Below are 23,625 nucleotides of genomic sequence, written 5' to 3' on the forward strand. Positions count from 1 at the left end.
CTTAGCGCCACTCCGACTGGATACCCGTTGCGCGCAATTCATTATCGCGTAACTCAAACATTGGGCTCATTTGATAGGCCATTGCTTCAAGTCCGACAAGCTCACTGATTGCAGCAACTCGGCGATGCCCACTGACATCGCGAATGACCTGAACAATCACATTGACCGCACTACTTATTTGCTGTCTAACCGCCAGTAACGGCAGCTCGAGACCGGTCAACATAACCATCACTTCCAAACGTTGCAATGCCTCGCGCGGGCTATTGGCATGCAAGGTGGTAAATGATCCCTCATGACCGGTGTTCATGGCTTGCAACATGTCGAGTGCTTCGGCGCCACGACATTCGCCAATAATGATACGATCTGGACGCATCCGTAGCGCGTTAATAAGTAACTCGCGAATGGTGATCTGCCCTCTGCCCTCAGCATTTGCGGTTCGCGCCTCCAATCCAATCAGATTGTCATGCTCAATGCGAAGCTCGGCTGCATCCTCAATTGTGATCACGCGCTGCGATGCCGGAATATGATCCGCTAGGATATTGAGAAAGGTAGTTTTACCGGTGCCAGTACCGCCGATCACCAGGATATTGCGCCGCAGTTGCACCATTTGGATTAGATAATCACTGGCTGCGGTAGTGATTAAACCACTATCGACCAAGTCGGCAAAACGAAAGCCACGCCGCGCAAACTTTCGAATGGTCAAACAACTTCCCTGCAGAGCCAAGGGCGCCAATACCGCATTGACTCGAGAGCCATCAGGTAAACGCGCATCGACCATAGGTTGTGCGCTGTCTATACGCCGACCAAGCGGCGTGACGATGCGCTCTATAACCTGATGCAACGCCGCTTCATCGGTAAATCTCAAGTCGGACCGCGAGAGTTTGCCAGCACGCTCGATGAAAATTGAATCGAATCGATTCACCATAATTTCAGTAATACTTTCATCAGCTAGCAAACCTGCTAAAGGCCCAAAACCGACACAGACATCAATCACATCGCCAATGAGTGCCAGCTCAATTGTGTTTGGCTCTCGCTCCATCTGCGCTTGAACAAACCTAACTAACACTTGCTGCGCAAAGTCTTGCAAGCAGGCTTCATCCGCAAAGCTTCGTTTTAAAGCTTCTCTTTGTAGTTCATTCTTTAAATGCGCCGTCAGAATCGCTTTATCCATGCTCAAAAATGCTCCGTAAAAGGGTTAACCAAACCAGAGCACCCGACTTGCTGGTGAAAGCTTTGTCGGCTCAAGCGCTGTCGATGCATAAGCTCCTGCTCTTCTGCGGGTAGCTTCGCCGTGCGTGGTGTCACCAGAATCATCAACTCTGTTTCGGCATTACGAAATTGCTGCGACGCGAACAACTGCCCCAGAATTGGCAACTGATGTAACCACGGGAAACGATCGGCCTGTGCCGACTGTTCACTTTGCAACAGCCCTGACAACACCAGGGTTTCACCATCGGGTATGACAAATGAAGAAGCAACTTTACGACTCAATAGACCGGGAATGCCATTCACTGCAGTAGCGGGATCAATCGAACTCAATTCGGCCGTGAGGTCGGTATGGATTTGTCCATCCGTGAGCCGTTCAGCCCGCATCTGTAGTTTAATTCCATAGTCACGAAAGCTAACGTCCTGCATCCCTTGAGCTAACACCTGCGGTATCGGAAACTCACCGCCGACAAGAAAGTTCGCTGAACTACCGCTTAAAACTGACAAAACTGGATTTGCTAATAGCTCTGCATGCCCCTCCCGCTCCAACAAATCTAGGGTTGCTTGCGCACTCACTGGCAAGTGGATCCAACTGCCTAGATCTTCGACTAGAGGTCCATTCAAGTGTGCCGGCCAGCGCACCCCAAGATGCTCGGAATAAGAACGCTTCACTTCGGCGATCAATACCTCTAGCTCCAGCATTGGTGGTTGCAATGCCGGCTGCCAGACCAAGTGGTTAACCAGCTTTGGCTGGGCAGCAAATAACGCGGCAAATTCGGCTTTGTGAGCGTCACTTATCGCCCCAGATAACTGAATAAGCTCACCCACCTCGACTATTTGCAGGTTTGGAAATCGCCGTTGCAACGCCAACAGTAGATGCCGCAATTGTTCATTGGGCGGCTCTATTACCGTTACCGTAATACGTCGGCTTTCAACGCCTTGTTGAAACAGTAAGATTTGACTGCTGCCGGCGACCTTACCAGTCAGCACCAGTTGCCCACTTGGCAGTGCTTGATGACTTAACACTTCAGGTTTGGTTAACACCACCTCATCGGCATCTTTCATCGGTATCACCAGCGTCTCGTCGACAAATAGCTGGTGATCGCTGATTGGTGCGGGGCTCGTAAGCCCCAGTGTAAGCAACCAAAGCATTGTTAGCATCCTAGCCTCCCTCGCGTTCCATTAAATAAATAATCGGGTTCGGTGAATCTAGCCATAAATCCGCGAAGTGCTCGGACCGCTGCAACCAAATCGAAAATTGACTCTGCCGCAACTGTTCAAACTGATAGGCCTGTTCAGCTGAAAAACGAAATGTGAGTGTACTTGCAAGCCCTTCTTGCCAACCGACGTCGGTAAAGCTATCGAGCGCCAATACCTCGACATTAGGTATTGCAGTCAATCTCGATTGCTCAGAGCGGAAATCCTGCCCGACTAGCGTCACAAAGTTGCCAACTTCAACGAGACCATGATGAAGTTGCTCAATTGAAACGGTAGCGGTCACGGCAAACTCGCCCGGCGCCAGCACATCGCTAAAACTGGTTGGCTGCAAGGTACCGAGGTGTGCCAGCGATACCGGTTCACCAGCGGCAACAAATTGTTGCGTGTGACTGCCAACAACTACGCTCACGTCCTGCGGCAATAACCAGTCATCAGTCACATAATCCGGCGGAAATTTACGCTGCTGAAAATCTTCAATCGCGACCTGCTGGCCAGCTTCTATGTCACGGCTGTATACCAACAACCAAATCATCTGGGCATCACGCCGCTGTTCAGCTGAGGCTGATTGTTCAGCCACATAGTTTTGCAATGTCCAGTAGAATGCCACTGCCAGACTTAAAGCCAGTACAGCATTGAGCACTAACCACCAAGTTTTTGCGCGCAGGCTAAACATCTTCATGACACCCAAAGCATCAGCGTAAAGTGGTGCCACACGTGCAGATAGACCGCCATCCACTGCTGTGTCAGCAGCTCTAGAAAAGCCAATAACGTAGCTCCGTCAACGACTGGAACGGTGATCATCAGTAGCAATGCCAGCGCTAGTAGGAGTATCTCAATCGTTGCCTGCCCCTGTTGCTTGCAAGCGTAGCGATAAGAAGCCACCCGATGTTTGATGAAGAAACAGCCATTCCAGCGGTTGGTGCAGCATGAGATAGTATCGACCCGCGGACAAGCGCACCAACTGTGCATTGCGGTTGCTGTGCCGCAGACGGAGATGATTAAGTAACTGTTTCGGGTGATGCCGCGTTTCATAAACTTGCAATTGATACGGTTCATTTGTGACCTCCTGTAACAACGTCCCAAGCCAGCTTTGCGTGCTTGTCATTCCTTTTGCCGCATCGGGTTGCAAGCGCGTCAACCAGTAACTGCCAGCAAAGTTTTGTAAGAGCCAGCGATTTTCGGCACGATCGCACCACTCCCCGACATTAGGTAAAACTTCTGGCTCACATCGCATATCGCGCAAGCTTGGTTGTGACGGTTGATGGACCTGCCAAACCTGCTGCTGATGGCTGCTAATTAATTCGCTTACTTGCCAATCCACCGGGATCTCCATGCTAGTCACCTGTTCCAGCGGCATCAATTGTCACAAGTGGTGCTGCATCGCTATTCACGTAACCGAGTCGAAGTTGCTCTGGCGCAAATTCATCGGTGAAGTACAACCAGCTAATGACTTGTTGAAAATGCTGCAGACCAAAGTCGTTTGCATAAGAAAACGGTGTCAACTGTGCTGGCCGCACGGTTAGATCTGTCGATTCGCTCGGTAACCACGCATCGGTCAGGCGCGCCATCGCTCGAAACTCTTCTGAGCCGCTCAAAAAGTTCAGGTTGTTGGTTGCAAAACTCAATGGTGTCATTAATTGCAACGGTGCCAATACGCGCTTGCTGGTATTGGCAAATGCATACGCGTCACTAGCTTGCACCTCACTTGCCTGTGAAAAGCGCCACAAAATGCTGCGCGCTTTATCGATACGCTGTTGCTGTTGCCACTGCAATGGCACAACGACACGCGCGATGACGACCAATATCAGAGCCAGCAATGCCATAATGACGAGACTTTCAATCAGCACCTGTCCGTGCTGCCGCATTAGGTTCATTACTGTTGCTCCTGCTCTAGCAACAAGCCGAGCACTGTTTTGTCGCGCGTGTTCAAGCTCTGCAGTTGGGGTTGCCACAAGCCATTCCATAAATTTGCGCTTTCTACTGCGCCATCTTGGCGTGGTATGAGGCTCTGGGGACGCGAAAAGTAAACTCCTGCCTTGGCCGTTGCTGCAGCCGTCTTTACAATGACCTGTGGCCATTCTTGCGGTTCGAGAGCAGCTGTATTGAAATAGCGAAACATAGCACCGGAATTGGCTAACCGAGCTTGTTTGGCGAGCGCTAAAGAAGTAGCGCGACTATTGATGTGAGCACTCGCTCCAAAGTCGTTGGCAGCGACTGGACGTTGGATCGATTGACCTAGATAGGCAGCACCATCGCCCCAAGGAAGCTCCTCGCTATCGAGGAGTCCATGCAAATGAATGGAAACAGTGTCCATACTCTGCCAATGCCATTGCCCTGATTTCTCTTCATGTAATTTCGCTCCCCCGGCTTTATCGACCGTTATGTGCAGAACGTGAACCCAGCGATAACTACGCTCCGCCGAAAAAGGATCGAAGCTACTCAACATAATTTCACGCGCATGTCCGGCATCACCGCCACTGGTATGCGGCGCAATCGATTGCCACCACAACCAAGGCACCGGTACCAAACCTGGGGCGTGGAGGACTTGCCAGTCACTGTCGTTCGCCTGGTCATGCAAAGCATAGATGTCTGTCAAAGTACGCGGGATCTCCAGCGCAAAGCTTGCCCGAGCTAACCATTGCGTAGCATGAATCGCCGTAGTGACCATACGCTGAAATTGCAGAATGGCGCGGAGTGATTGCAATAAAGGCTGCTCGATTGAGCGAATGACGCGCGCAATATTTTGTGTGATGGCATTTAAATAGGGCACCCAACTTGCGGCTAATGCACTGCGTTCACTAACGTCCTGCATCATTTCGTACCAACTCGCAATACCTGCGACTTGTGCGAGGCTAAGTTGATTAGCAATCAATGCACGATTGAGTAAAGCGAGCAGGTTCATCTCCCGCGCCAGCAATGTCGCCGCAGATATTGCCATGTTGTCGGCGACATTTTGCTGATACCAATGATCGCGGACCCGTTCTCCCATCGTTACAACACCGAGGGTTGCAGCTAGTAGGAGCGCGATCACTGGTAACATCCAGACGCTAATAGCACCGCGTTGTGACATTAGTTGTCGCCAGACTCAGTAGCTTCGTCGTAGTTCCCAAGCGTCACATTTTGTCGTGCGACCGTCCCTGAGCGCCGCGCAGCCGATCGTGCTTGGTTAAGTTGTTGTGAGGCGTTTTGCCCACTGACCTCATGTGCGATGCCTGCCACTTGGTTACGAACAGTTTTACCAAGTAATGAGTAAACCCCTATCGCCGCCACGGCAATAAGTGCCACGATAATAATGTATTCGGTCATACCTTGACCGCGTTGAGAAGAGAGTGAACGTCCGTGTTGCATGATGCCTCCGTGCGCTAAGTTGTCGTAAAACAACTATAATGCAAGCGCGCACTGCGAGGCGTTAAATACGGTATCTGCTTACTCGATATGAAGATACTTGTGGAGTTGTACTGAGAGTCGCCAGTTGCGTTCAATACAGGTTTTTATGGCTAGTTCTGTAGCGCGTGGACGCTGTGATATCGGTTGCAAACAGATGATTGCCGCTGGGTTCGGCGGACAACTTTTTAAGAGTTTATCTAATGCCTCAATATGTTTTTCCATTGCCACGGGATGCTTGATTTCGTCCGCTCTTTGCAGACAGTCTGGACGCACCAAATAGCCACCAGGCATATCTAACTTCGGCGATACGGTCACCCATGTTTGCGCGGTAACCTGCAGCGCAAAGGTGCCACTGGTTTCGATTTGTAATTGATAGCCCGCCGCCTCGAGTGTTTCACCTAGCTCGCGTAAATCGAACATGGCTGGCTCACCACCAGTGATGACCACATGCTTGGCGTTAAATCCCTGCGCTTGAAAGGTCGCCAGAATGGCCTCGGCATCAAGCGCCGCCCACAGTGGACTGGCGCTGGGTTTCCCCACCACCTGAGCAACCGGCACTTGGTCCTCAGCGCGTTGCTCCCAAGTATGTTGCGTGTCACACCATGGGCATCCTACTGGACAACCTTGCAAGCGCAAGAAAATCGCTGGCGTTCCAGTATAAAAGCCTTCACCTTGAATAGTTTCGAAGATTTCGTTTACGGGATAGCTGGTAGTAATGGGATTCATCCTGATTTGCGGTAAACTATGCCGCTATTGTACCGCAAAGTTCATACATGTGAGTAGTTCACGAGGAGATTTCAGATGGCCAAGGTAGTCGTAATTTATTCTGGCGGCATGGATTCGTTCACGGTCTTGCATCGCGCAATCAAAGACGGCCACGAAGTTTATGCGCTGTCATTTAATTACGGTCAACGGCATGTCAAAGAACTCGATGTTGCGCGGCAAGTGACCAATCAACTAGGAGTGCCGCACAAAATCGTCGATATTAGCGCCATCAATGAGTTAATCGCTAATAGTTCACTGACGTCAGACGCCGCAGCTATTCCAGAAGGGCATTACGAAGAAGCCTCGATGCAATCGACCGTGGTACCGAACCGCAACATGATTTTGTTATCATTAGCGATAGGTTATGCCGTTTCCATCGGCGCAGAAGCAGTCTATTACGGTGCGCATTCAGGTGATCATGCAATCTACCCCGATTGCCGACCTGAATTTGTGCAGAAAATGAATGATGTTAGTCGTATTGCCAACTATGAACCGATTGAAATTGCCGTGCCTTACTTACACTGCAATAAAGGCGAGATTCTTGCAGATGGACTCGCTATGGGGCTCGATTACGGTCACACGTGGACGTGTTATAACGGTCGTGAGCGAGCTTGTGGCAAGTGCGGCGCCTGCGTTGAGAGATTAGAGGCTTTTGCGAGCAATAATTGTGTTGACCCGCTCGCTTACGAGTCAACAACCTAAGGACTAATCGCTAAAACGTTTCAGCAACTGCTGTGCTTGGTGCCAGCGTGGATGATTATGTAAGATCGGTAACGCCAGCGCAGCACCTTTACCTAAACGCTCATAACATGCAGATTGCTGCTGTTTAGACTGTTGCTCGACGCGACTAAGAACGCTATCAAGCACCGCTTCAGCGCCTTTTCGGTCGTTACAAGCAAGCACCATGTCGCAGCCCGCATCTAGCGCGGCATGTGCACGTTCTGGCATGCCGCCAGCTATTTTGGCGGCTGCCATGGCAAGGTCATCACTAAAAATCACCCCTTTAAAATCGAGTTGTCCTCGCAAAATTTGCTGAATCCAGTAAGGTGAAAAACCAGCTGGTCGGTCATCAACCGCGGGATAAACAACATGCGCTGGCATAATAGCGTCCAAGCACGGCGCCAACTCAATAAAAGGTGGTAAATCGGTTTTAAGGATCTCTTCCCAGCTACGATTATCAATCGGTTCAGCAATGTGGGAATCAGCCTGCACCGAACCATGCCCAGGGAAGTGTTTCCCTGTTGCTTTCATACCTGCTTGGTGCATACCTTTGATAAAGCAACGGCCCAAATGAATAACCTGTTCAGCATTATCCGCAAAGGCACGTTTACCGATGACTTCACTGATACCGTTTACATCAAGCACTGGTGCAAAGCTTAGATCAAGATCGCGCGCAAGTAGCTCACTCGCCATCAACCAGCCAAGTTCTTGGGCAATCTGTTGGGCATCAGCTAAGTCGTTCGCGACGGTCAGAATGTCGCCCATCGCCGGCAGCTCAGAAAAGCCATTGCGAAAACGCTGCACGCGTCCGCCCTCGTGATCGACAGCAATCAGCAAAGGGTTACTGGCGGCAGCACGCGTTTGCCGAACCAGCTCATGCAACTGTTCAGGGTCGGTAAAATTGCGCGAAAAATAAATAACGCCCCCCACGGCGGGGTGAGCTAACAGTTCACGTTCCGTTGCGCTAACTTCAGTGCCCTGCAGGTCGATCATTACTGCTGTCATGGAAGATGCTCGTTTACTACATAAATGTGACCGCAGTGTGCCAAAAATTCCTGCCAGCGTCACTAAGCAATTTTCTAACTCTAGACGTACAACTAAGAGCATCGTATAAATAATTGATGTGCAGCAAGAGGTTGATGGTTATGAATGGCATTACGACAACTGCAGCTAAATTCATTCTAAGCGCTAGTGCGCTGACACTACTCGTGGCATGTGGCGGAGGCGGCGATGGAAGCTCTTCCCCAACAGGCGGTGGCTCAGCGAATGCAGATAATTGCTCAGTCGTTGGGCAGAATGAATATTTTTTGGATTACATGCGCGATGACTACTTTTGGTACAACGACATTCCAAATAATATCGACCCAAGTGACTATAACTCGGTGTTCGAACTGCTAGATGCAATTCGCAGCCCGATCGATCGCTTTAGCTATGTGTTGACTGAAGCCGAATACCAATCACGCTTTGTGGATGCTGAATACATCGGTTTTGGCTTCGCCACTCGCACCTTAGGTAATCGCTTGTTGCTGAATTACGTGTACCCAGACTCACCGGCCGCGCAAGCAGGAATGCAACGTGCCGATGAGATCACCGCAATCGATGGCACCTCAGTGGCCACCCTTATCGCCAACGGTAGCTTAAACCAAGCTTTGGGTGCCAAAAATGTTGGGGTCACCGTGGAATTCACTTGGCAACGTCCTGACGGCACTGAATTTACTGAACTGGTCAGTAAAACCGAAGTTGAAACGAACACAGTGCTGGCTATCGAGCGCTTCACAGTAGGCGAACGCGATGTTGGCTACTATGTCCTCAATAGCTTTATTGACCGCACAGGAGCCGATTTAAACAATGCTTATGATGCTCTGATGGGCGTTGACGAGTTGGTCATTGATGTACGTTACAACGGCGGAGGCCTGATCCGTTACGCGAACCAAGCAAGTAGTCAGGCGGCAGGCAATAATGTGCTTGGTTTTGATTTTGTCACGCTATTATTTAACGACAAAAATACAACCAATAATTACACCTCACAGTTTGAGCTTATTGACGGTGTGCGCCAGCTCGATCTTGATCGAGTATTCGTGCTGACCACAGGGGCAAGTTGTTCTTCTTCAGAATTACTGATTAACAGTCTTAAACCCTTCATCGAAGTGGTAGTCATAGGTCAACCCACTTGCGGCAAGCCAGTGGGGCAATCGCCACAACCTTTCTGTGATAAGCGCAGCTTTGTTATCAACTTTGAAACCGTGAATGCAGAGGGAGAAGGTCGTTACTTTGATGGTATCGCCCCCACCTGCCAAGCGAATGACAACTTGGTCGCTGACTGGGGACAAAACGGCGATCCATTACTTGATGAGGCGCGCTTTTATATGCTCAATAGTAGTTGCAGTGCAGTCAGCGCGGCGTCTTCCGTAGTTAAGGAAAACACCGAACAAGGCCGCCGGCATCCGCTGCTTGAGCAATGGGCAAACGAGTTTTAATCTGTGTCTTGGAGCAGTTGGGGTAGCCAACCTACCCCCTGCTCAGTGCATAACCAGCGCGCTTGTATTCGAAATGCCGCAGCAAGGTTCTCATCACTAAGTACCTGAGCAGGCTCACCAACAGCACGCAGCACCCCTTGGTCGAGCAGCAACAAAGTATCACAAAAACGCGCAGCTAAGCTTAAATCGTGTAAAGCCACCATAACTAGCTTACCGGTGCGCGCTTGCGCTCGTAACAACTCCATCATCTGTAACTGATAATGGATATCGAGACTGGCAATAGGTTCGTCCAACACTAACCAAGGCAAATCGCCAAGCAATGCGCGCGCCAAATGCACGCGCCGCTGCTCGCCTCCAGACAAGCTTGCCATGGTGCGTTGCAACAGCGGTTGTAGCGCTAGAAGCTCGGTCACTCGTGCTATCTCTGCAGTCACCGCGGTGCTTAAGCTTAAATTGACGAGTCCCACCTGTAAAACTGCGGCAACTGTAAGCGCGCCGTCGGCGTGCGGCTGTTGCGGCATGAAGCTTAAAGATTGCCGGCGCCGTAACGCGGAAGCTTCGAGCCAGTTATCACCGCCGAACGCCACTCGCCCCTGTGTGGCGGATAATTGCCCAGCCAATAGACTCAGCAAAGTGCTTTTACCGGCACCATTTGGGCCAATAATGCCTACCAGTTGCGAGCCGTTAAGTTGGCAAGAAATCGGGTGCAAGCGTGGGGCTAAGCCTAAGTTTTCAATTGTTATCATACGCGCACCTGTTGCCGCCATAACAGCACAATCAACCAGGGCGCACCCACAAACGCTGCTATTACGCCCAATTGCATCTCCACTGGGGTTGGGATGACTTTAACTAGGCTGTCGATCAACAACAGCAATGCCGCCCCACTAAGTGCGCTATAAGCGACCAGTTGCGGTGGACGATGTTCGCCAAGTAGCCGCGCGAGGTGTGGCGCTAGGAGGCCAATGAAGCCAATCACACCAGCGGTCACCACTGACGCTGAAATCAGTAAAGTAATGGCGAGCAGCAACCACCATAGCGCCCAACGTTGGCGAAACCCGAGTGTTGCCAGGGTTGCTGCATCAAAAATATGCGCACTTAAGTAGCGCTGCTGCGAGGCAATCAACAAAGCACCGATGACAACTGCTGGAAATAATAGATAGACCTGCTCCCAACCGCGGTTCGCGACCGAGCCCAATAACCATAGGCTCCACTCTAGATAAGCAAATGGATTTGGCGCCAAATTCAAGACTAAAGCGAGCAATGCTGCGGCAAAAGCGGCTACTGCTACACCCGCGAGAATCAAACGTAAATTATCAGTGTAACGCCCAACAATCGCCCACAATAAAAGTAGACTCAAGAAACCGCCCAACATGCCGACTAACGGCAGTAGCCAATTCACCGGCAATAGAACTCCGGTGTAGAGTACCAACACCACGGCCAACGCACTTCCGCCAGCAATACCGGTAATGCCGGGTTCGGCCAGTGGATTGCGAAAAACAACTTGTAGCACGGCGCCAGCCATGCCGAGTGCGGCGCCGTTTAACATTGCTAATAAAGCGCGTGGTAACCTTAGATCCAATAGAATAACGTTGCTGTTGTCACCTAAATGCGCAAAACCGAAACTTGACGGGCCAAGCGCCAGATGCAAAAAGCTTAGTAGCAATAAAATGACCAATGCTGATAGCAAATAGCGCAGTTGCATATCAATCACCGCCGCGTGTGATACTGTGCAAATAATCCACAGCACGATAGTCGGCACAGCCAGCAATGTCACCGTCAACCTCAACCACGTGGCGTTGTGCTAACCAATGCTGCACGGCGTCATGCCACAACCAATCTTGTGAACGCCCATAGGATTGCGAGAACCCTTCCAAAATCACGGTGTCAGGTTCGCTTGCCAGCAATTGTTCAAGTTGCAGACGCACTAACTCGCCATTGCCAGCAATTGGGCTCAGTCGCGCACCGTGCGTATGCAGAAGTTGTCCCACCCAGCTGTTAGCACCCCAAGTGTATGAATTAGGCATCAACACGAGGAGTTCACCAAGGTCATCGAGGCGATAGCTTTGTAATTCCTGTTGTTGCTGCCACAACCATTGTTCGGCCGCCGACGCCGCTTGCAATTCAGTGGCGAGTCGTCGTACGGCGTTACGCCAATCAGACATGGAACTGACATAGGGTAAGGTCAATATTTCTGCGTGATCTTGCAATGCTAATAACAACTGCTGATTGACAAAGCTGCCAGCGACAATCACGTCAGGCTCACTCAACACGATGGCTTCAAGACGCTGTTGATGCTCCGTAGTCGGCAGCACTTGCCAAGTCGATGGCAACCATTGTGGAAGCCAATCGTCTAAGCACGGATTGATGCTGGCGATGGTCTTGGCGTTCACCGCGGTAGACCACAGTGCGGCAAGCACCACTATGGTCATTCTCATTAAACTGCCTCTAACGCTTGCTGTAAGTTTTTAACGGCAATTACTTCCATCCCTGCAATCGCCGCTTTGGGCTTGTTACCAGCCGGCACTATAGCCCGTTTGAAGCCATGTTTGGCAGCTTCTTGCAGGCGTGTTTGACCATTTTGCACCGGACGGATTTCACCAGCTAAGCCAACTTCGCCAAACACAATGAGATCACGGGGCAACGGTTGCTCGCGGAAGCTCGAAACAATCGCCAGTAACAGCGCAAGGTCTGCAGCCGTTTCGGTGACTCTCACGCCGCCAACCACGTTAACGAAAACGTCTTGATCCGACATGTGCAAACCGCCATGACGATGCAATACCGCGAGCAGCATCGCTAATCGAGTTGCTTCCATTCCCACCGCAACGCGGCGGGGATTGGCTAATTGACTAGCATCCACTAACGCTTGTAACTCGACCAACAACGGTCGTGTCCCCTCCCAAATCACCATCACCACCGAACCATTGCCATGGTCCTCGCCGCGTTGTAAGAAGATTGCGGAAGGGTTAGTGACCTCTTTCAGTCCCTGCTCCGTCATGGCGAATACGCCAAGTTCATTGGCTGGACCAAAGCGATTTTTATGCCCGCGCAATGTGCGAAAGCGTACATCAGCATCACCCTCTAACAACAACGATGCATCAATGCAGTGCTCGAGCACCTTAGGTCCGGCTAGAGAGCCGTCTTTGGTAACGTGGCCGACCATGATTATCGCCACACCTTTACGTTTCGCATAACGAGTTAGATAAGCGGCCGATTCCCGTACCTGCGACACACTGCCGGGAGCCGATTGAATATCGGCCAGATGCATCACTTGAATCGAGTCAATCACCATTACTTTGGGTTGTTCTTTATCGGCAAGATCACAAATAGTTTCAACTGAGGTTTCCGCCAACATGCGCAGTTTATCGGTCGGTAATTGCAAACGTTTCGCCCGCATTGCGACTTGCTGTAACGACTCCTCACCGGTTACGTAAAGTACTGGCATATGTGTTGCGAGGTTGCACATGGTTTGCAATAACAAGGTACTTTTACCAGCGCCCGGTGAGCCGCCGATCAATACTGCGGATCCAGGCACAACGCCACCGCCTAAAACCCGATCAAATTCTTGAAAGGTGCTACTGAAACGCGGAAGCTCCTCAAGATTGACCTCGCTGAGGGTTTGCACTTGGGCTTGAGTTGCGCCCGCAAAGCCGCGACGTTCAACCGCAACGGTTTTTGCGCTGGCTAAGCGAACTTCGGTAATCGTGTTCCACGCTTTGCACTCGGTGCATTGTCCCAACCAACGCGGAAAGTCAGCCCCGCAGTCATTGCAGACATAAGCTGTCTTTGCTTTCGCCATATTATTGCTTCTCGTTGTTCTGTAAGTGATGCGCTAGCGCCATTAAATTCGGTTCATTGATGACAATATCGGCGACTGCTTGGAGTGCCGGTTTCGCACAAAAGGCAACACCCACCGCAGCAGCTTCTAACATGGCTTGGTCATTGGCGCCGTCACCCACAGCAATAGTTTGCGTTAGGGGAATTTGATAATGCTCAGCCCACACTTTGAGTTGCGACGCTTTGCGTTGTGCATCTACGACAGGCTCCGCGACCTTGCCTGTAAGCTTATCGGCGTCCCATAACAAGGTGTTTGCGCAGTGTTGATCTAAGCCAATAGCACTGGCTAATTGCTCGGTAAACCAAGAAAAACCTCCAGATACTACCGCAGTGCGCCAACCGTTTTGCCGAAACCAAGAGATGAGTTCTGCGGCTCCGGGGGTCAGCGGAATCGGCTGAAATAACTGCGCTAGTTTGTCGCGCTCCAATCCAGCTAACACCGCCACGCGCTGTCGTAAACTTCCCGCAAAATCGAGGTCGCCGCGCATTGCAGCGGCGGTGATGGCAGCGACTTCAGCTTTACGATCGACCAACGCGGCCAACTCATCAATGCACTCAATCGTGATTAAGGTTGAGTCCATATCAAAAACAACCAGTCCAGGTTGTGATAAATTTACCATGTTTACTGCTCTTCTGTGGTTGCTCTAATGACCGCCCTCAGCGTATAGTTTTGCTATGACGACTGCACAACATGTTATCAATATCATCAAGCTTGTCTATCGCCGTGGTCGACGATTGTTGGCTGCGTTGCTACTGATCATTCTCATTGAGAACTTCTGGAGCAATATGCAGGACACTAGTTTGTCCGACTTGCAGACGCACAGTCAGCAGTTGATTGAGTTAACCGCCGAGCAAGCTGCCCATGAGGCACGCCATTGGTTGATAGCGAATGAACAAGATAACTTACAGCAACTGGTACAACAACTGACCCAACAGAAGTTGATTGAATACGCAGCTATCTATAACAACTATGGGCAAGAGGTGGTGAGCGCCGATGCCATTACAGAAAGTCCAGAACAAGCTTTCGTCATTGTGAAAGAAATTCGTGAAGGCCAACTCATTCATGGTTACTTACACATCACCATCAATCAAGACCTATTGCTGGCCGAGCCATTAGCGACGCATAGTTATTTGTCTTACTACGGACAATTTTTATTGGTGTTTGCCGTTTTAGCTGGGATTCTGATCGCTATTACCTTTAACAAGTGGCGTTATCGTCGCCTACGGTTAGCTGCGCCAACTGACAACTCGTCTGCCAAAGCTGCTTCGCAACAGTAGCGGCAGGCTCGGCGCGCAGCTCTTGCAGCGCCCGCAATACTTCAGCGCAATAGGCCGGTTCGTTGCGTTGACCTTGGCGACCTGCCAACGGCATATCCGGTGCATCCGTTTCGAGCACCAAAGCGGTTAGAGGCACACGGCTAATAGCATCGCGAGTTTTACGGGCGCGTTCGTAGGTTATAGTGCCACCGACACCCAACTTGAAACCTTTATCGATCCAGCTACAGGCTTGTTCGTAACTGCCGCTGAAAGCATGCACAATGCCTTGGACTGGTCGTCGCTCAAGATACTGATTCAGGTAACCCAACAAATCACTTTGGCTTTTACGATGATGTAAAATCAACGGACGTTGATAGCGAACGGCGAGTTGTACTTGCTCGACAAAGAATTCGCATTGCTTTTGCCAATGTTCACAGGTGCGATCTAAGCCTATCTCCCCCACCCACAAGTTGCTGTTGGCCGCCAATTGCTGCTCGACCCAAGTCAGGTGCTTTGGCTGGTGCTCGGCAATAAAATAAGGATGCAAGCCGACCGCGTAATGCAACTGTACACCCGCGCACTGCTCAAGCTGCAACCGGGGTGTGTTGATGCTGGTGCCAGGTACCCAGACATGCCGAATACCTTTGCTGTAGGCGCGTTGCAAGACTTGCTCTCGATCCGCATCAAACACCTCAAAATCAAGATGGCAATGGGTGTCGAATAGCAAGTCGGTCATGCTTAATGCTCGCGCGTTTGATGGAACTCGATATCGGGATAACGTTCCGTAGCCAAACTCAGATTCACCATAGTGGGGGCGATATAGGTTAGGCTATCGCCGCCATCAAGGGCTAGGTTTTGCTCTGCTTTACGTCGAAACTCATCAAGTTTGCGCTCATCTTTGCAAGTCACCCAACGGGCAGTGGCAACATTGACTGATTCGTAGATAGCGTCAACGTTGTATTCTGATTTTAAGCGATGCACCACCACATCGAACTGCAGCACACCTACTGCACCAACGATCAAATCGTTGTTGCTGAGCGGCCGAAACACCTGCACCGCGCCCTCTTCCGAAAGCTGAACCAAGCCTTTCAACAGCTGCTTTTGTTTCAGTGGATCTTTTAAGCGAATACGACGGAACATTTCCGGCGCGAAGTTCGGAATACCGCTGAATTTGAATTTTTCACCAGCGGTAAAAGTATCTCCGATCTGAATGGTACCGTGGTTATGCAAACCAATAATATCGCCAGGGTAAGCTTCTTCAACTTGCTCTCGATCACCGGCTAAAAAGGTTAACGCGTCAGAAATACGCACATCTTTACCCGTGCGGACTTGATGCATCTTCATGCCCTTTTCGTATTTTCCGGAAACAATACGCATGAAGGCGACTCGGTCACGGTGTTTAGGATCCATATTCGCTTGGATTTTAAACACAAAGCCTGAAAAGCTGGGCGCTGTTGCGGCCACGACTGTTGCTCCATCGGTTTCCCGTGGTAACGGCGTCGGCGCCCATTGCACTAGGCCGTCCAACATGTGATCAACGCCAAAGTTGCCAAGTGCGGTACCAAAGTAAACCGGCGTTAATTCTCCAGCCAAAAACATTTCTAGGTCAAAGGCGTTGGATGCGCCCTGCACCAACTCAATCTGATCGCGCAAATCTTGCGCGTAATCACCGATGCGTGCATCAAGCTCAGGATTATTCAACCCTTTAATGACATCACGCTCCTGAATGCGATGCCCTTGGCCGGTTTTGTAGAGAATCACTTCATCATCGATGAGGTTGTAGACGCCCTTGAAGTTCTTTCCAGAGCCAATTGGCCAAGTGATTGGCGCACACATGATATTCAACACACTTTCGACTTCATCGAGTAGCTCCAATGGGTCGCGAATATCACGGTCTAACTTGTTCATAAAGGTGATGATTGGGGTGTCACGTAAGCGGGTCACTTCCATCAACTTAATGGTGCGATCCTCAACCCCCTTAGCGCCATCGATAACCATAAGACATGAATCGACGGCGGTTAAGGTACGGTAGGTATCTTCCGAAAAGTCTTCGTGCCCTGGGGTATCAAGAAGGTTCACCAATGCGTTCGCATAGGGGAACTGCATCACCGACGTGGTCACCGAGATGCCCCGCTCCTTTTCCATTTCCATCCAGTCCGATTTCGCGTGCTGGCCAGACTTTTTGCCTTTGACGGTACCGGCCTTTTGGATCCGTTGTCCGTGCAACAAGACTTTTTCGGTAATTGTTGTTTTACCGGCGTCAGGGTGCGAGATAATGGCAAACGTACGGCGTTTGGCGACTTCTTTTGCGAGTGCTGATTGCGACATTCATACTTTCCTTTTGAACTAACCCGCGCATTTTCGCTGATCCAGTACAAAAACGCCACCCAAATGGGTGGCGCGGCGGTAATTCATTGTCGACTTAAGCGCTTGGGGTAAGCGCGTTGAGTGCAAACTCAATCATGGTTGCAAAGCCACTTTGTCGATCTGCTGCAGATAACTTCGTGCCCGATAACAGATTGTCGGACACTGACAACACCGTCAATGCCTGCGCGTTGAACTGGGCTGCGACTGAATAAAGCGCTGCGGCTTCCATATCAAAGCCCAGCACTCCAAATTTTCGGAACAGTGGCCACAATGCAGTGTCACCACCGTAAAAATTATCAGTCGAGAAAATAAGTCCGAGCGCAACTGAACTGCCGCTTTTATCGGCATAGTTTAAAAACTGCTGTAACAAACGCGGATCAGCAACTGCGGGAAAATCAAGTCCGGCAAATTGTTGGCGATTAAAGCTCGAATCGGTGGCCGCCGCATGTGCAATGATGACATCGTTTAAGTCGAGGCGTTCATCGAACACGCCACAACTACCAACCCGCACTAATCTTTTCACCTGGTAATGTTGCAGTAACTCGGTGGCATATATCGCGCATGAGGGCATGCCCATTCCGGAGCCCATCACCGATATCCGCTGACCTTTATAGTTACCTGTGTATCCCAACATATTGCGTACGTTGGTGACACATTCAGCGCCTTCTAAATACTGCTCAGCAATAAATTTTGCCCGTAATGGATCACCGGGGAACAAGCAAGTTTCCGTGAAATCACCTAGCTTCGCGTTGATATGTGGAGTACTCACACCAATATTCCTTCTTCTTACTTCGAGTCAGCAGACGGCAGTAATGATGACCCATATTGCATAGCGGGTAAGCCATAAAATTCAGCAAGGGTTTGCGCTATATCAGCAAAAGTCTCTCGTTTTCCGAGATTGTAAGTAGGTAACTGTGCGCCATAGAGCAACACGGGAATAAACTCGCGGGTATGGTCGGTGCCGGGCCACGTTGGATCGCAACCATGATCAGCTGTTAAAATCAGTAAGTCTTCTGGTGCCATCGTCGCCATGACCTCCGGCAACAATGTATCAAAGGTCTCAAGTGCTCGCGCGTAACCTGCCACATCACGACGATGCCCATAAAGCATGTCAAAGTCGACTAAGTTGGTAAAAATGAGTGCACCATCAGGCGCTGTTTTTAACTGCTCAAGCGTCTTATCAACCAGTGCCTCGAGACCATCAGCTTTGTATTTTTGCGTGATGCCTCGATGGGCAAAAATATCAGCTATTTTGCCAATGCTGATGACTTCATGTCCGGCATCTTTAAGCGTATCTAGAACCGTCGGCGCCGGCGGTGGCGTCGCATAATCGCGACGATTGCCCGTACGCGCAAAACCGTTTTCTGCATTACCGATAAAAGGTCGTGCGATAACGCGCCCAATGTTGTACGGGTCAACGAGCTCTCGCACCAGTTCGCACAGCTGATAGAGACGTTCAAGCCCGAACGTCTCTTCGTGACAGGCAATTTGAAAAACCGAGTCGGCTGAGGTGTAGACGATGGGCTTGCCAGACTGACAATGCTCAGCGCCGAGTCGCTCAATAATCTCAGTACCTGAAGCGTGGCAATTACCAAGGTAGCCTGGCAAATCAAAACGTTGCACCATTTGCTGCAATAAGTCTGCTGGGAACGAGTCGGTTTTATCGGCAAAATAGCCCCAATCGAAAAGTACCGGCACACCAGCTATTTCCCAATGGCCGGAAGGCGTATCTTTGCCTGACGAGAGTTCTTTTGCCCAACCGTAGCGTCCGACAATACCGTCAACTGGCCCCATTCCTGCGGGATAGCGTCCAGTGGCACCGCGACTAACTTCCGCAAGTCCCAGGCGGTTCAGATTCGGTACGTGCAACGGGCCCTGTCGCCCTTCATCGGCTTTGCCTGCCGCACACAATTCTGCGATGTGGCCAAAAGTGTCGGCACCTTCATCGCCGAAGGCGGCCGCGTCATCCGCGGCACCCACGCCGAATGAATCCAGAACCATGATGATTGCACGTGCCATACTTAGCCTCCAATACGTTTATGAACCGCCGGTGGACGCTCCGCTGATGCCGCAAATTGATAAGCTGAGCGTACCTGTTCCGCCGCTTCTTGCCATGCTTGCTCATCAGCCGCGTAGACCATAGCTAAAGGTGTCTGCTGATCAATACGTTGGCCGATCATTGCTAGTTCATCTAAGCCCACACTGTAATCGAGGCTATCGGAACTACGACGTCGCCCACCGCCAAGCGCTACCACTGCCACGCCAAGCTGACGAGTCGCAATTGCACTTACGCGAGCACCCGAGGCTAGTTGCTCGGCGGTTGCAAACACTGGTTTAGCGACCGCTGCGAGCGGAAGATGTCGTGTATAGTTGTCAATAATATCGTGCGGTCCACCAAGCGCCGCTACCATCTGTGCGAAACGCTCGGCCGCTGCACCATTCGCAAGTACCTTTTCGACTTGCTCACGGGCCGCGTTTAAATCCGACGCGAGCTTACCAATGACCAACATTTCGGCACACAAAGCGACGGTAACCTCATGTAATTTTGGCGTGCGCTGGTCGCCACGCAAATACCGAATCGCTTCGCGCACCTCAACCGCGTTACCGGCTGATTGTGCCAACACTTCGTTCATATCAGTGATCAGTGCGGTCGTAGGTACACCTGCGCCGACAGCAACTTGCACCAAACTTTCAGCTAATTCTTCTGAACGCTCGAGGGTGTCCATGATTGCACCGTTGCCGGTTTTCACATCAAGCACCAGACCATCGAGACCGGCAGCAAGCTTTTTCGATAAAATAGAAGCGGTAATCAGCGGAATAGATTCGACCGTTGCGGTAATATCACGCGTCGCGTAAAAACGTTTATCAGCAGGAGCTAAACTCCCCGTCTGACCGATGATAGCAACACCCACCTGTTTCACAACTTTGCGAAACAGGTCATCATCTGGCAGGGCTTGATAATTAGGAATGGCAAACATTTTATCCAAGGTGCCGCCGGTGTGCCCAAGTCCACGCCCAGAAATCATAGGTACATAACCACCGCAAGCAGCAATAATCGGGCCAAGCATCAGACTGACTACGTCACCAACCCCACCGGTTGAGTGTTTATCTAAAACGGGCCCATCCAAGTGTAAGTCTTGCCAATGCAGCACTTGCCCCGAATCACGCATCGCTTCGGTAAGCGCAATCCGCTCAGCCATACTCATGCCTTGAAAAAACACTGCCATTGCTAGCGCTGATATTTGACTTTCGGCAATACTGTTATCAGTGATGCCATTAACGAAAAAGCCGATTTCAGCATTTGATAAGGTGCCGCCGTCACGTTTCTTGCGAATTATTTCTTGAGGTAAAAACATTAGTACGAAGTTCCTTTAGTATCCGCTGATTCATCGCCAGCTAATACAGCAATTAGGTTGGTTAGCAGTCCGCTAGCTCCAAAGCGAAATGTTGCAGGTGCTAAATAATCAGCGCCGAGTTTTTGTTCAGCGAGGCTCAGATAGTGCTCAGCATCAGCGGCGGTACGCACGCCTCCTGCTGCTTTAAACCCGCATTGGGGGTTATTCGCTTTAATCACATCGAGCATTACTTCTGCCGCAGTTACGGTGGCGTTTACCGCTACTTTACCCGTTGAGGTTTTAATAAAATCCGCTTGATTCTCAATCGCAATTTCACTCGCGCGCTGAATACTGCGTGGTGTTTCAAGAATGCCTGTTTCTAAAATAACTTTAAGTCGTGCGGTAGCGCCGCAAGCTTGCTTGCAACTCGCGACGAGCTCGGCCGCCAACTGCTCATCGCCTTGCAAAAATGCCGCATACGGAAACACCACATCAACTTCGTCGGCACCAGCGGCAACCGCACGGGCTGTTTCGCTCATGGCCCGCTCGATATCTGTGTAACCACCGGGGAAATTAGTTACCGTCGCCACTTTGACACCAGTCAGACCGAGGCGCTGAAGCTCACTTTTTGCCCAAATAATGTGCTCCGGGTAAACACACAATGCAGCAGGAGAACCATATAAGGTTTTTGCCGCCTGACACAGTTGCGTGGTGCTCGCCGCCGTATCGGTATGATTGAGCGACGTAAGGTCCATTAACTGCAGCGCTAGACGCGCAGTTTCTTTAATCTCTCGCATCAGCTTTCCTTACGATATTTTTCACTATCGAAACTAAAGGCGTCGGGCAGCAGTTCTGCAACTGTCCATTGCCGCAACTGACGCTCACTGGTCGATGCGACGGTTGCTGTTGCAGCAAAGAATTCAGCAATAACTTGTCGACACGCGCCACACGGCGCATAGGCTTTGTCGCCCGGCGTAAACACCACAAGTTGCTGAAAGTCTGCGGGTTGAAAGCCTTGGGCGAGTGCACTGAAGATGGCGGTGCGCTCGGCACAATTAGAGAGTCCAAAGGAGACATTTTCGACATTACAGCCTGTCACCACTTCGCCGTTTTTCATTAACAACGCAGCTCCCACTGGGAAATTGCTATAAGGTGCATAGGCTTTTTGGCTTGCTTGTTGCGCTTTTTGCTGCAACAGCTCGATAGGAAGTGTTGGTTCTGTCATAGCTCTTCATTTTGAATTTATGGGCTAACAGCTTACTCTTTTCAACAAATGAAGCCAAGCAACTGAAGTCAACAATTGAGTGACCTCTGTCAAAGAAAAAATTGGACATTCCTTCGCGCTAGAATTATTATTTAGAAATATCTAAATTAGATAAATTCAAAAAGAGGTGGTATATGAGTGTTGAAAGAGCACTATCTGCTTTTGCAGGTTTCATGGTACTATTATCGGTCGCACTAACAGTCTGGGTGCATCCTAATTTTATTTGGCTTACGGTCTTTGTTGGGGCTAATCTATTCCAACAATCGTTTACAGGGTTCTGTCCTGCAAGTATCGCGATGCGAAAAGTTTTCGGTTTGAAAACTGAGCGGGAATTGGCCCAAAAATCATAGGTACTGATTATGTCTACGCTGACAATCGAAGAAATGCAGCAGGATGAAGCGCAAAACGCGGCAATATTCCTGCGTTCAATTGCAAATGAGCACCGGCTTCAGATCCTTTGCCACCTTGCAAACGGTGAACAAAGTGTTGGTGAGTTAAACAAGCATTTCCCATTAAGCCCTTCGGCCTTTTCGCAACATCTTGCTGTGTTACGTCAACAAGGCTTGGTCAAATTTCGAAAAGAAGCGCAGACCATCTATTACTCAATTCAAGATCAAGACACTCTGCAGTTTATGCAGTTGCTAAAAGCAAAGTTCTGTCCTGATTTTTAAGCGGTGGCATGCTCCCCATGCCACCCCATCACCAACGCATCTTCATAGCCAGTCGCGCATCTATAGTAATGGGGGCGTTTGCCTATTACCTTAAATCCGAAGCTCTCATAAAGCCGAATGGCTTGCGCATTTGAAACACGCACTTCTAACCATATTTTCGCCTTCGCGGCAGCAGCTGATTCCTGCAAACGCGCCAACAATTGCGCACCTATACCCTGCCCTTGATGACTGGGTCGCACTGCAATATTCATCAAATTGAATTCATCTGCTATCACTTGAACGATGCAATAGCCAAGCAATTCGTTATGCTCGGTGAGGGCACCGTAGATCAAATAACTTTGGCGAAAACAATCGCGCAGCGTGGTCTCTGACCATGGGCTGAAATGGCATGCTTGCTCGATTTCGAGCATGTCACTCGGATAGGAAACTAACTCAACGATTCGAGGCGCCACAAAGCTTGGCCCAAAGTTGACGTTTTTGCGCTGCGGCTAGGGGTTGTGCAAGAATTTCTGTGCCATTTAAACGGCATTCTGCCGCCCACGTTTTTGCCGTTGCAGCAGCGACCTCGACCGGCTTGGGATGCAATTGATTGGGCTCGAGCGCGCGAAAAACATCTTGAGTCCAACGACTGGGTTGTACTGGAAGCTGTTCTTGAGTTTGCAGCAACCACTGTCCCAATTGGTAATAGGTGTACACCTTTTCAACACTATGACTTGTGTTTTCAGTGCCCACAGCTTGCCACACCGTTAGGCCAAGTGCCTGCAGTGCCTGCTCTTGCTCAGTATCCCAGAGGGCGGCTGAATTATCTGGTGATGCTTGTTTCATAAGCCAAGCTTAACCAATTCGATGCATGTTGGAAAGTGGCAGGGGTGGAGGGATTCGAACCCCCAACCGTCGGTTTTGGAGACCGCTGTTCTACCAATTGGAACTACACCCCTGCAGTGCAGACCCCGAATTATACTGGCAGCTGTGTTGCGAGCAAGTCTTTTGTGTAATTTTACGAATCACTTGCGGCTTTTTTCGCCGATTTCATGGAATTGCTCTGATATACTGATGTCTATGAAAGACTTATTATGCAAGTGGCGGTGAATGAGTGACGGCACACAAAGGATTATGCTTGCTGG

Annotated in this window: 28 protein-coding genes and 1 tRNA gene; 5 read left to right on the plus strand and 24 right to left on the minus strand. The window is 50.4% G+C overall.

All coding sequences use genetic code 11. From position 1 onward, the window contains the following. Window position 1: 1 nt before the first annotated feature. The 8 genes from IDAT_RS12180 to queE form a co-directional block, all read right to left on the minus strand. Window positions 2-1,171, minus strand: coding sequence for a TadA family conjugal transfer-associated ATPase (locus IDAT_RS12180; RefSeq protein ID WP_051986812.1), 1,170 nt, complete (start codon window positions 1,169-1,171; stop codon window positions 2-4). 2 nt (window positions 1,172-1,173) lie between these two features. After that, window positions 1,174-2,367, minus strand: coding sequence for a type II and III secretion system protein family protein (locus IDAT_RS12185; protein WP_034734112.1), 1,194 nt, complete (start codon window positions 2,365-2,367; stop codon window positions 1,174-1,176). 1 nt (window position 2,368) lies between these two features. Beyond that, the gene (gene cpaB / locus IDAT_RS12190) at window positions 2,369-3,136 is read right to left on the minus strand and encodes a Flp pilus assembly protein CpaB (protein WP_156099527.1); all 768 of its coding nucleotides are present in this window, start codon (window positions 3,134-3,136) and stop codon (window positions 2,369-2,371) included. Between the two features lie 120 nt (window positions 3,137-3,256). Further along, window positions 3,257-3,757: a hypothetical protein gene (locus IDAT_RS12195; RefSeq protein WP_034734116.1), complete on the minus strand. Its 501-nt coding sequence runs from the start codon at window positions 3,755-3,757 to the stop codon at window positions 3,257-3,259. A gap of 1 nt (window position 3,758) precedes the next feature. Beyond that, a complete protein-coding gene (locus IDAT_RS12200) occupies window positions 3,759-4,298 on the minus strand; it encodes a type II secretion system protein (RefSeq protein ID WP_034734118.1) in 540 nt (179 codons plus the stop codon). Beyond that, on the minus strand, window positions 4,298-5,494 hold the full coding sequence (locus tag IDAT_RS12205) for a hypothetical protein (protein WP_034734119.1): 1,197 nt from the start codon (window positions 5,492-5,494) through the stop codon (window positions 4,298-4,300). Before IDAT_RS12205 ends, IDAT_RS12200 begins: the two co-directional genes overlap by 1 nt. Further along, window positions 5,494-5,772, minus strand: a complete 279-nt coding sequence (locus IDAT_RS12210; RefSeq protein ID WP_034734121.1) for a Flp family type IVb pilin — start codon at window positions 5,770-5,772, stop codon at window positions 5,494-5,496. The genes IDAT_RS12205 and IDAT_RS12210 overlap by 1 nt, the downstream gene beginning before the upstream one ends. A 78-nt stretch (window positions 5,773-5,850) precedes the next feature. Next, a complete protein-coding gene (queE, locus tag IDAT_RS12215; RefSeq protein ID WP_034734123.1) occupies window positions 5,851-6,537 on the minus strand; it encodes a 7-carboxy-7-deazaguanine synthase QueE in 687 nt (228 codons plus the stop codon). A gap of 75 nt (window positions 6,538-6,612) precedes the next feature. Between queE and queC the strand changes: the two genes are divergently transcribed. Next, window positions 6,613-7,278: a 7-cyano-7-deazaguanine synthase QueC gene (queC, locus tag IDAT_RS12220; protein ID WP_034734125.1), complete on the plus strand. Its 666-nt coding sequence runs from the start codon at window positions 6,613-6,615 to the stop codon at window positions 7,276-7,278. A 3-nt stretch (window positions 7,279-7,281) separates the two neighbouring features. Here queC and nagZ read toward each other — a convergent pair whose 3' ends face one another. Beyond that, window positions 7,282-8,301 carry a beta-N-acetylhexosaminidase gene (gene nagZ, locus IDAT_RS12225; RefSeq protein WP_034734127.1) on the minus strand — a complete coding sequence of 340 codons (1,020 nt, stop codon included), beginning with the start codon at window positions 8,299-8,301 and terminating at the stop codon, window positions 7,282-7,284. A 140-nt stretch (window positions 8,302-8,441) separates the two neighbouring features. Here nagZ and IDAT_RS12230 point away from each other — a divergent pair, with 140 nt between their 5' ends. Then, the gene (locus IDAT_RS12230) at window positions 8,442-9,773 is read left to right on the plus strand and encodes a S41 family peptidase (protein ID WP_051986815.1); all 1,332 of its coding nucleotides are present in this window, start codon (window positions 8,442-8,444) and stop codon (window positions 9,771-9,773) included. Here IDAT_RS12230 and IDAT_RS12235 read toward each other — a convergent pair. From IDAT_RS12235 to serB, 5 genes are read right to left on the minus strand one after another with little or no spacing between them, the layout of a single operon-like run. Then, window positions 9,770-10,519, minus strand: a complete 750-nt coding sequence (locus IDAT_RS12235; RefSeq protein WP_034734128.1) for an ABC transporter ATP-binding protein — start codon at window positions 10,517-10,519, stop codon at window positions 9,770-9,772. The genes IDAT_RS12230 and IDAT_RS12235 overlap by 4 nt on opposite strands. Beyond that, on the minus strand, window positions 10,516-11,547 hold the full coding sequence (locus IDAT_RS12240) for a FecCD family ABC transporter permease (protein WP_162178404.1): 1,032 nt from the start codon (window positions 11,545-11,547) through the stop codon (window positions 10,516-10,518). The genes IDAT_RS12235 and IDAT_RS12240 overlap by 4 nt, the downstream gene beginning before the upstream one ends. Then, window positions 11,477-12,208: an ABC transporter substrate-binding protein gene (locus tag IDAT_RS12245; RefSeq protein WP_081909843.1), complete on the minus strand. Its 732-nt coding sequence runs from the start codon at window positions 12,206-12,208 to the stop codon at window positions 11,477-11,479. Before IDAT_RS12245 ends, IDAT_RS12240 begins: the two co-directional genes overlap by 71 nt. After that, window positions 12,208-13,569 (minus strand): DNA repair protein RadA, encoded by a 1,362-nt coding sequence (radA, locus tag IDAT_RS12250; RefSeq protein ID WP_034734134.1) that lies wholly within the window; start codon window positions 13,567-13,569, stop codon window positions 12,208-12,210. The genes IDAT_RS12245 and radA overlap by 1 nt, the downstream gene beginning before the upstream one ends. 1 nt (window position 13,570) lies before the next feature. Then, a complete protein-coding gene (serB, locus tag IDAT_RS12255; protein ID WP_034734137.1) occupies window positions 13,571-14,227 on the minus strand; it encodes a phosphoserine phosphatase SerB in 657 nt (218 codons plus the stop codon). A 55-nt stretch (window positions 14,228-14,282) separates the two neighbouring features. Between serB and IDAT_RS12260 the strand changes: the two genes are divergently transcribed. Next, on the plus strand, window positions 14,283-14,885 hold the full coding sequence (locus IDAT_RS12260) for a hypothetical protein (protein ID WP_034734139.1): 603 nt from the start codon (window positions 14,283-14,285) through the stop codon (window positions 14,883-14,885). On the opposite strand, the gene IDAT_RS12265 is transcribed toward IDAT_RS12260, so the two are convergent. The 7 genes from IDAT_RS12265 to IDAT_RS12295 form a co-directional block, all read right to left on the minus strand. Next, on the minus strand, window positions 14,806-15,600 hold the full coding sequence (locus IDAT_RS12265; protein ID WP_034734141.1) for a TatD family hydrolase: 795 nt from the start codon (window positions 15,598-15,600) through the stop codon (window positions 14,806-14,808). The genes IDAT_RS12260 and IDAT_RS12265 overlap by 80 nt on opposite strands. 2 nt (window positions 15,601-15,602) lie before the next feature. Further along, a complete protein-coding gene (gene prfC, locus IDAT_RS12270) occupies window positions 15,603-17,192 on the minus strand; it encodes a peptide chain release factor 3 (protein ID WP_034734143.1) in 1,590 nt (529 codons plus the stop codon). A gap of 94 nt (window positions 17,193-17,286) precedes the next feature. Beyond that, window positions 17,287-18,000, minus strand: a complete 714-nt coding sequence (gene deoD / locus IDAT_RS12275) for a purine-nucleoside phosphorylase (RefSeq protein WP_034734146.1) — start codon at window positions 17,998-18,000, stop codon at window positions 17,287-17,289. Window positions 18,001-18,017: 17 nt separating this feature from the next. Beyond that, complete coding sequence (locus IDAT_RS12280) at window positions 18,018-19,250, minus strand: phosphopentomutase (protein ID WP_034734148.1); 1,233 nt, start codon at window positions 19,248-19,250, stop codon at window positions 18,018-18,020. 2 nt (window positions 19,251-19,252) lie between these two features. After that, entirely contained in the window at window positions 19,253-20,587 is a 1,335-nt protein-coding gene (gene deoA, locus IDAT_RS12285; protein ID WP_034734150.1) for a thymidine phosphorylase, read from the minus strand. Beyond that, window positions 20,587-21,363, minus strand: coding sequence for a deoxyribose-phosphate aldolase (gene deoC / locus IDAT_RS12290; protein WP_034734151.1), 777 nt, complete (start codon window positions 21,361-21,363; stop codon window positions 20,587-20,589). The genes deoA and deoC overlap by 1 nt, the downstream gene beginning before the upstream one ends. Further along, a complete protein-coding gene (locus IDAT_RS12295; RefSeq protein ID WP_034734153.1) occupies window positions 21,363-21,791 on the minus strand; it encodes a cytidine deaminase in 429 nt (142 codons plus the stop codon). Before IDAT_RS12295 ends, deoC begins: the two co-directional genes overlap by 1 nt. Before the next feature lie 173 nt (window positions 21,792-21,964). Between IDAT_RS12295 and IDAT_RS12300 the strand changes: the two genes are divergently transcribed. Then, window positions 21,965-22,180, plus strand: a complete 216-nt coding sequence (locus IDAT_RS12300) for a YgaP family membrane protein (RefSeq protein ID WP_034734155.1) — start codon at window positions 21,965-21,967, stop codon at window positions 22,178-22,180. Window positions 22,181-22,189: 9 nt separating this feature from the next. Next, window positions 22,190-22,501, plus strand: a complete 312-nt coding sequence (locus IDAT_RS12305; protein WP_034734158.1) for an ArsR/SmtB family transcription factor — start codon at window positions 22,190-22,192, stop codon at window positions 22,499-22,501. Here IDAT_RS12305 and rimI read toward each other — a convergent pair. From rimI to IDAT_RS12320, 3 genes are all read right to left on the minus strand, one after another. After that, complete coding sequence (rimI, locus tag IDAT_RS12310) at window positions 22,498-22,953, minus strand: ribosomal protein S18-alanine N-acetyltransferase (RefSeq protein WP_156099529.1); 456 nt, start codon at window positions 22,951-22,953, stop codon at window positions 22,498-22,500. The genes IDAT_RS12305 and rimI overlap by 4 nt on opposite strands. Then, complete coding sequence (locus IDAT_RS12315; protein ID WP_034734160.1) at window positions 22,934-23,326, minus strand: hypothetical protein; 393 nt, start codon at window positions 23,324-23,326, stop codon at window positions 22,934-22,936. Before IDAT_RS12315 ends, rimI begins: the two co-directional genes overlap by 20 nt. Before the next feature lie 36 nt (window positions 23,327-23,362). Next, window positions 23,363-23,439, minus strand: a tRNA-Trp gene (locus IDAT_RS12320). Between the last annotated feature and the right edge of the window lie 186 nt (window positions 23,440-23,625).

Origin of the sequence: Pseudidiomarina atlantica, assembly GCF_000753735.1 — a bacterium.
GTDB lineage: Bacteria > Pseudomonadota > Gammaproteobacteria > Enterobacterales > Alteromonadaceae > Pseudidiomarina > Pseudidiomarina atlantica.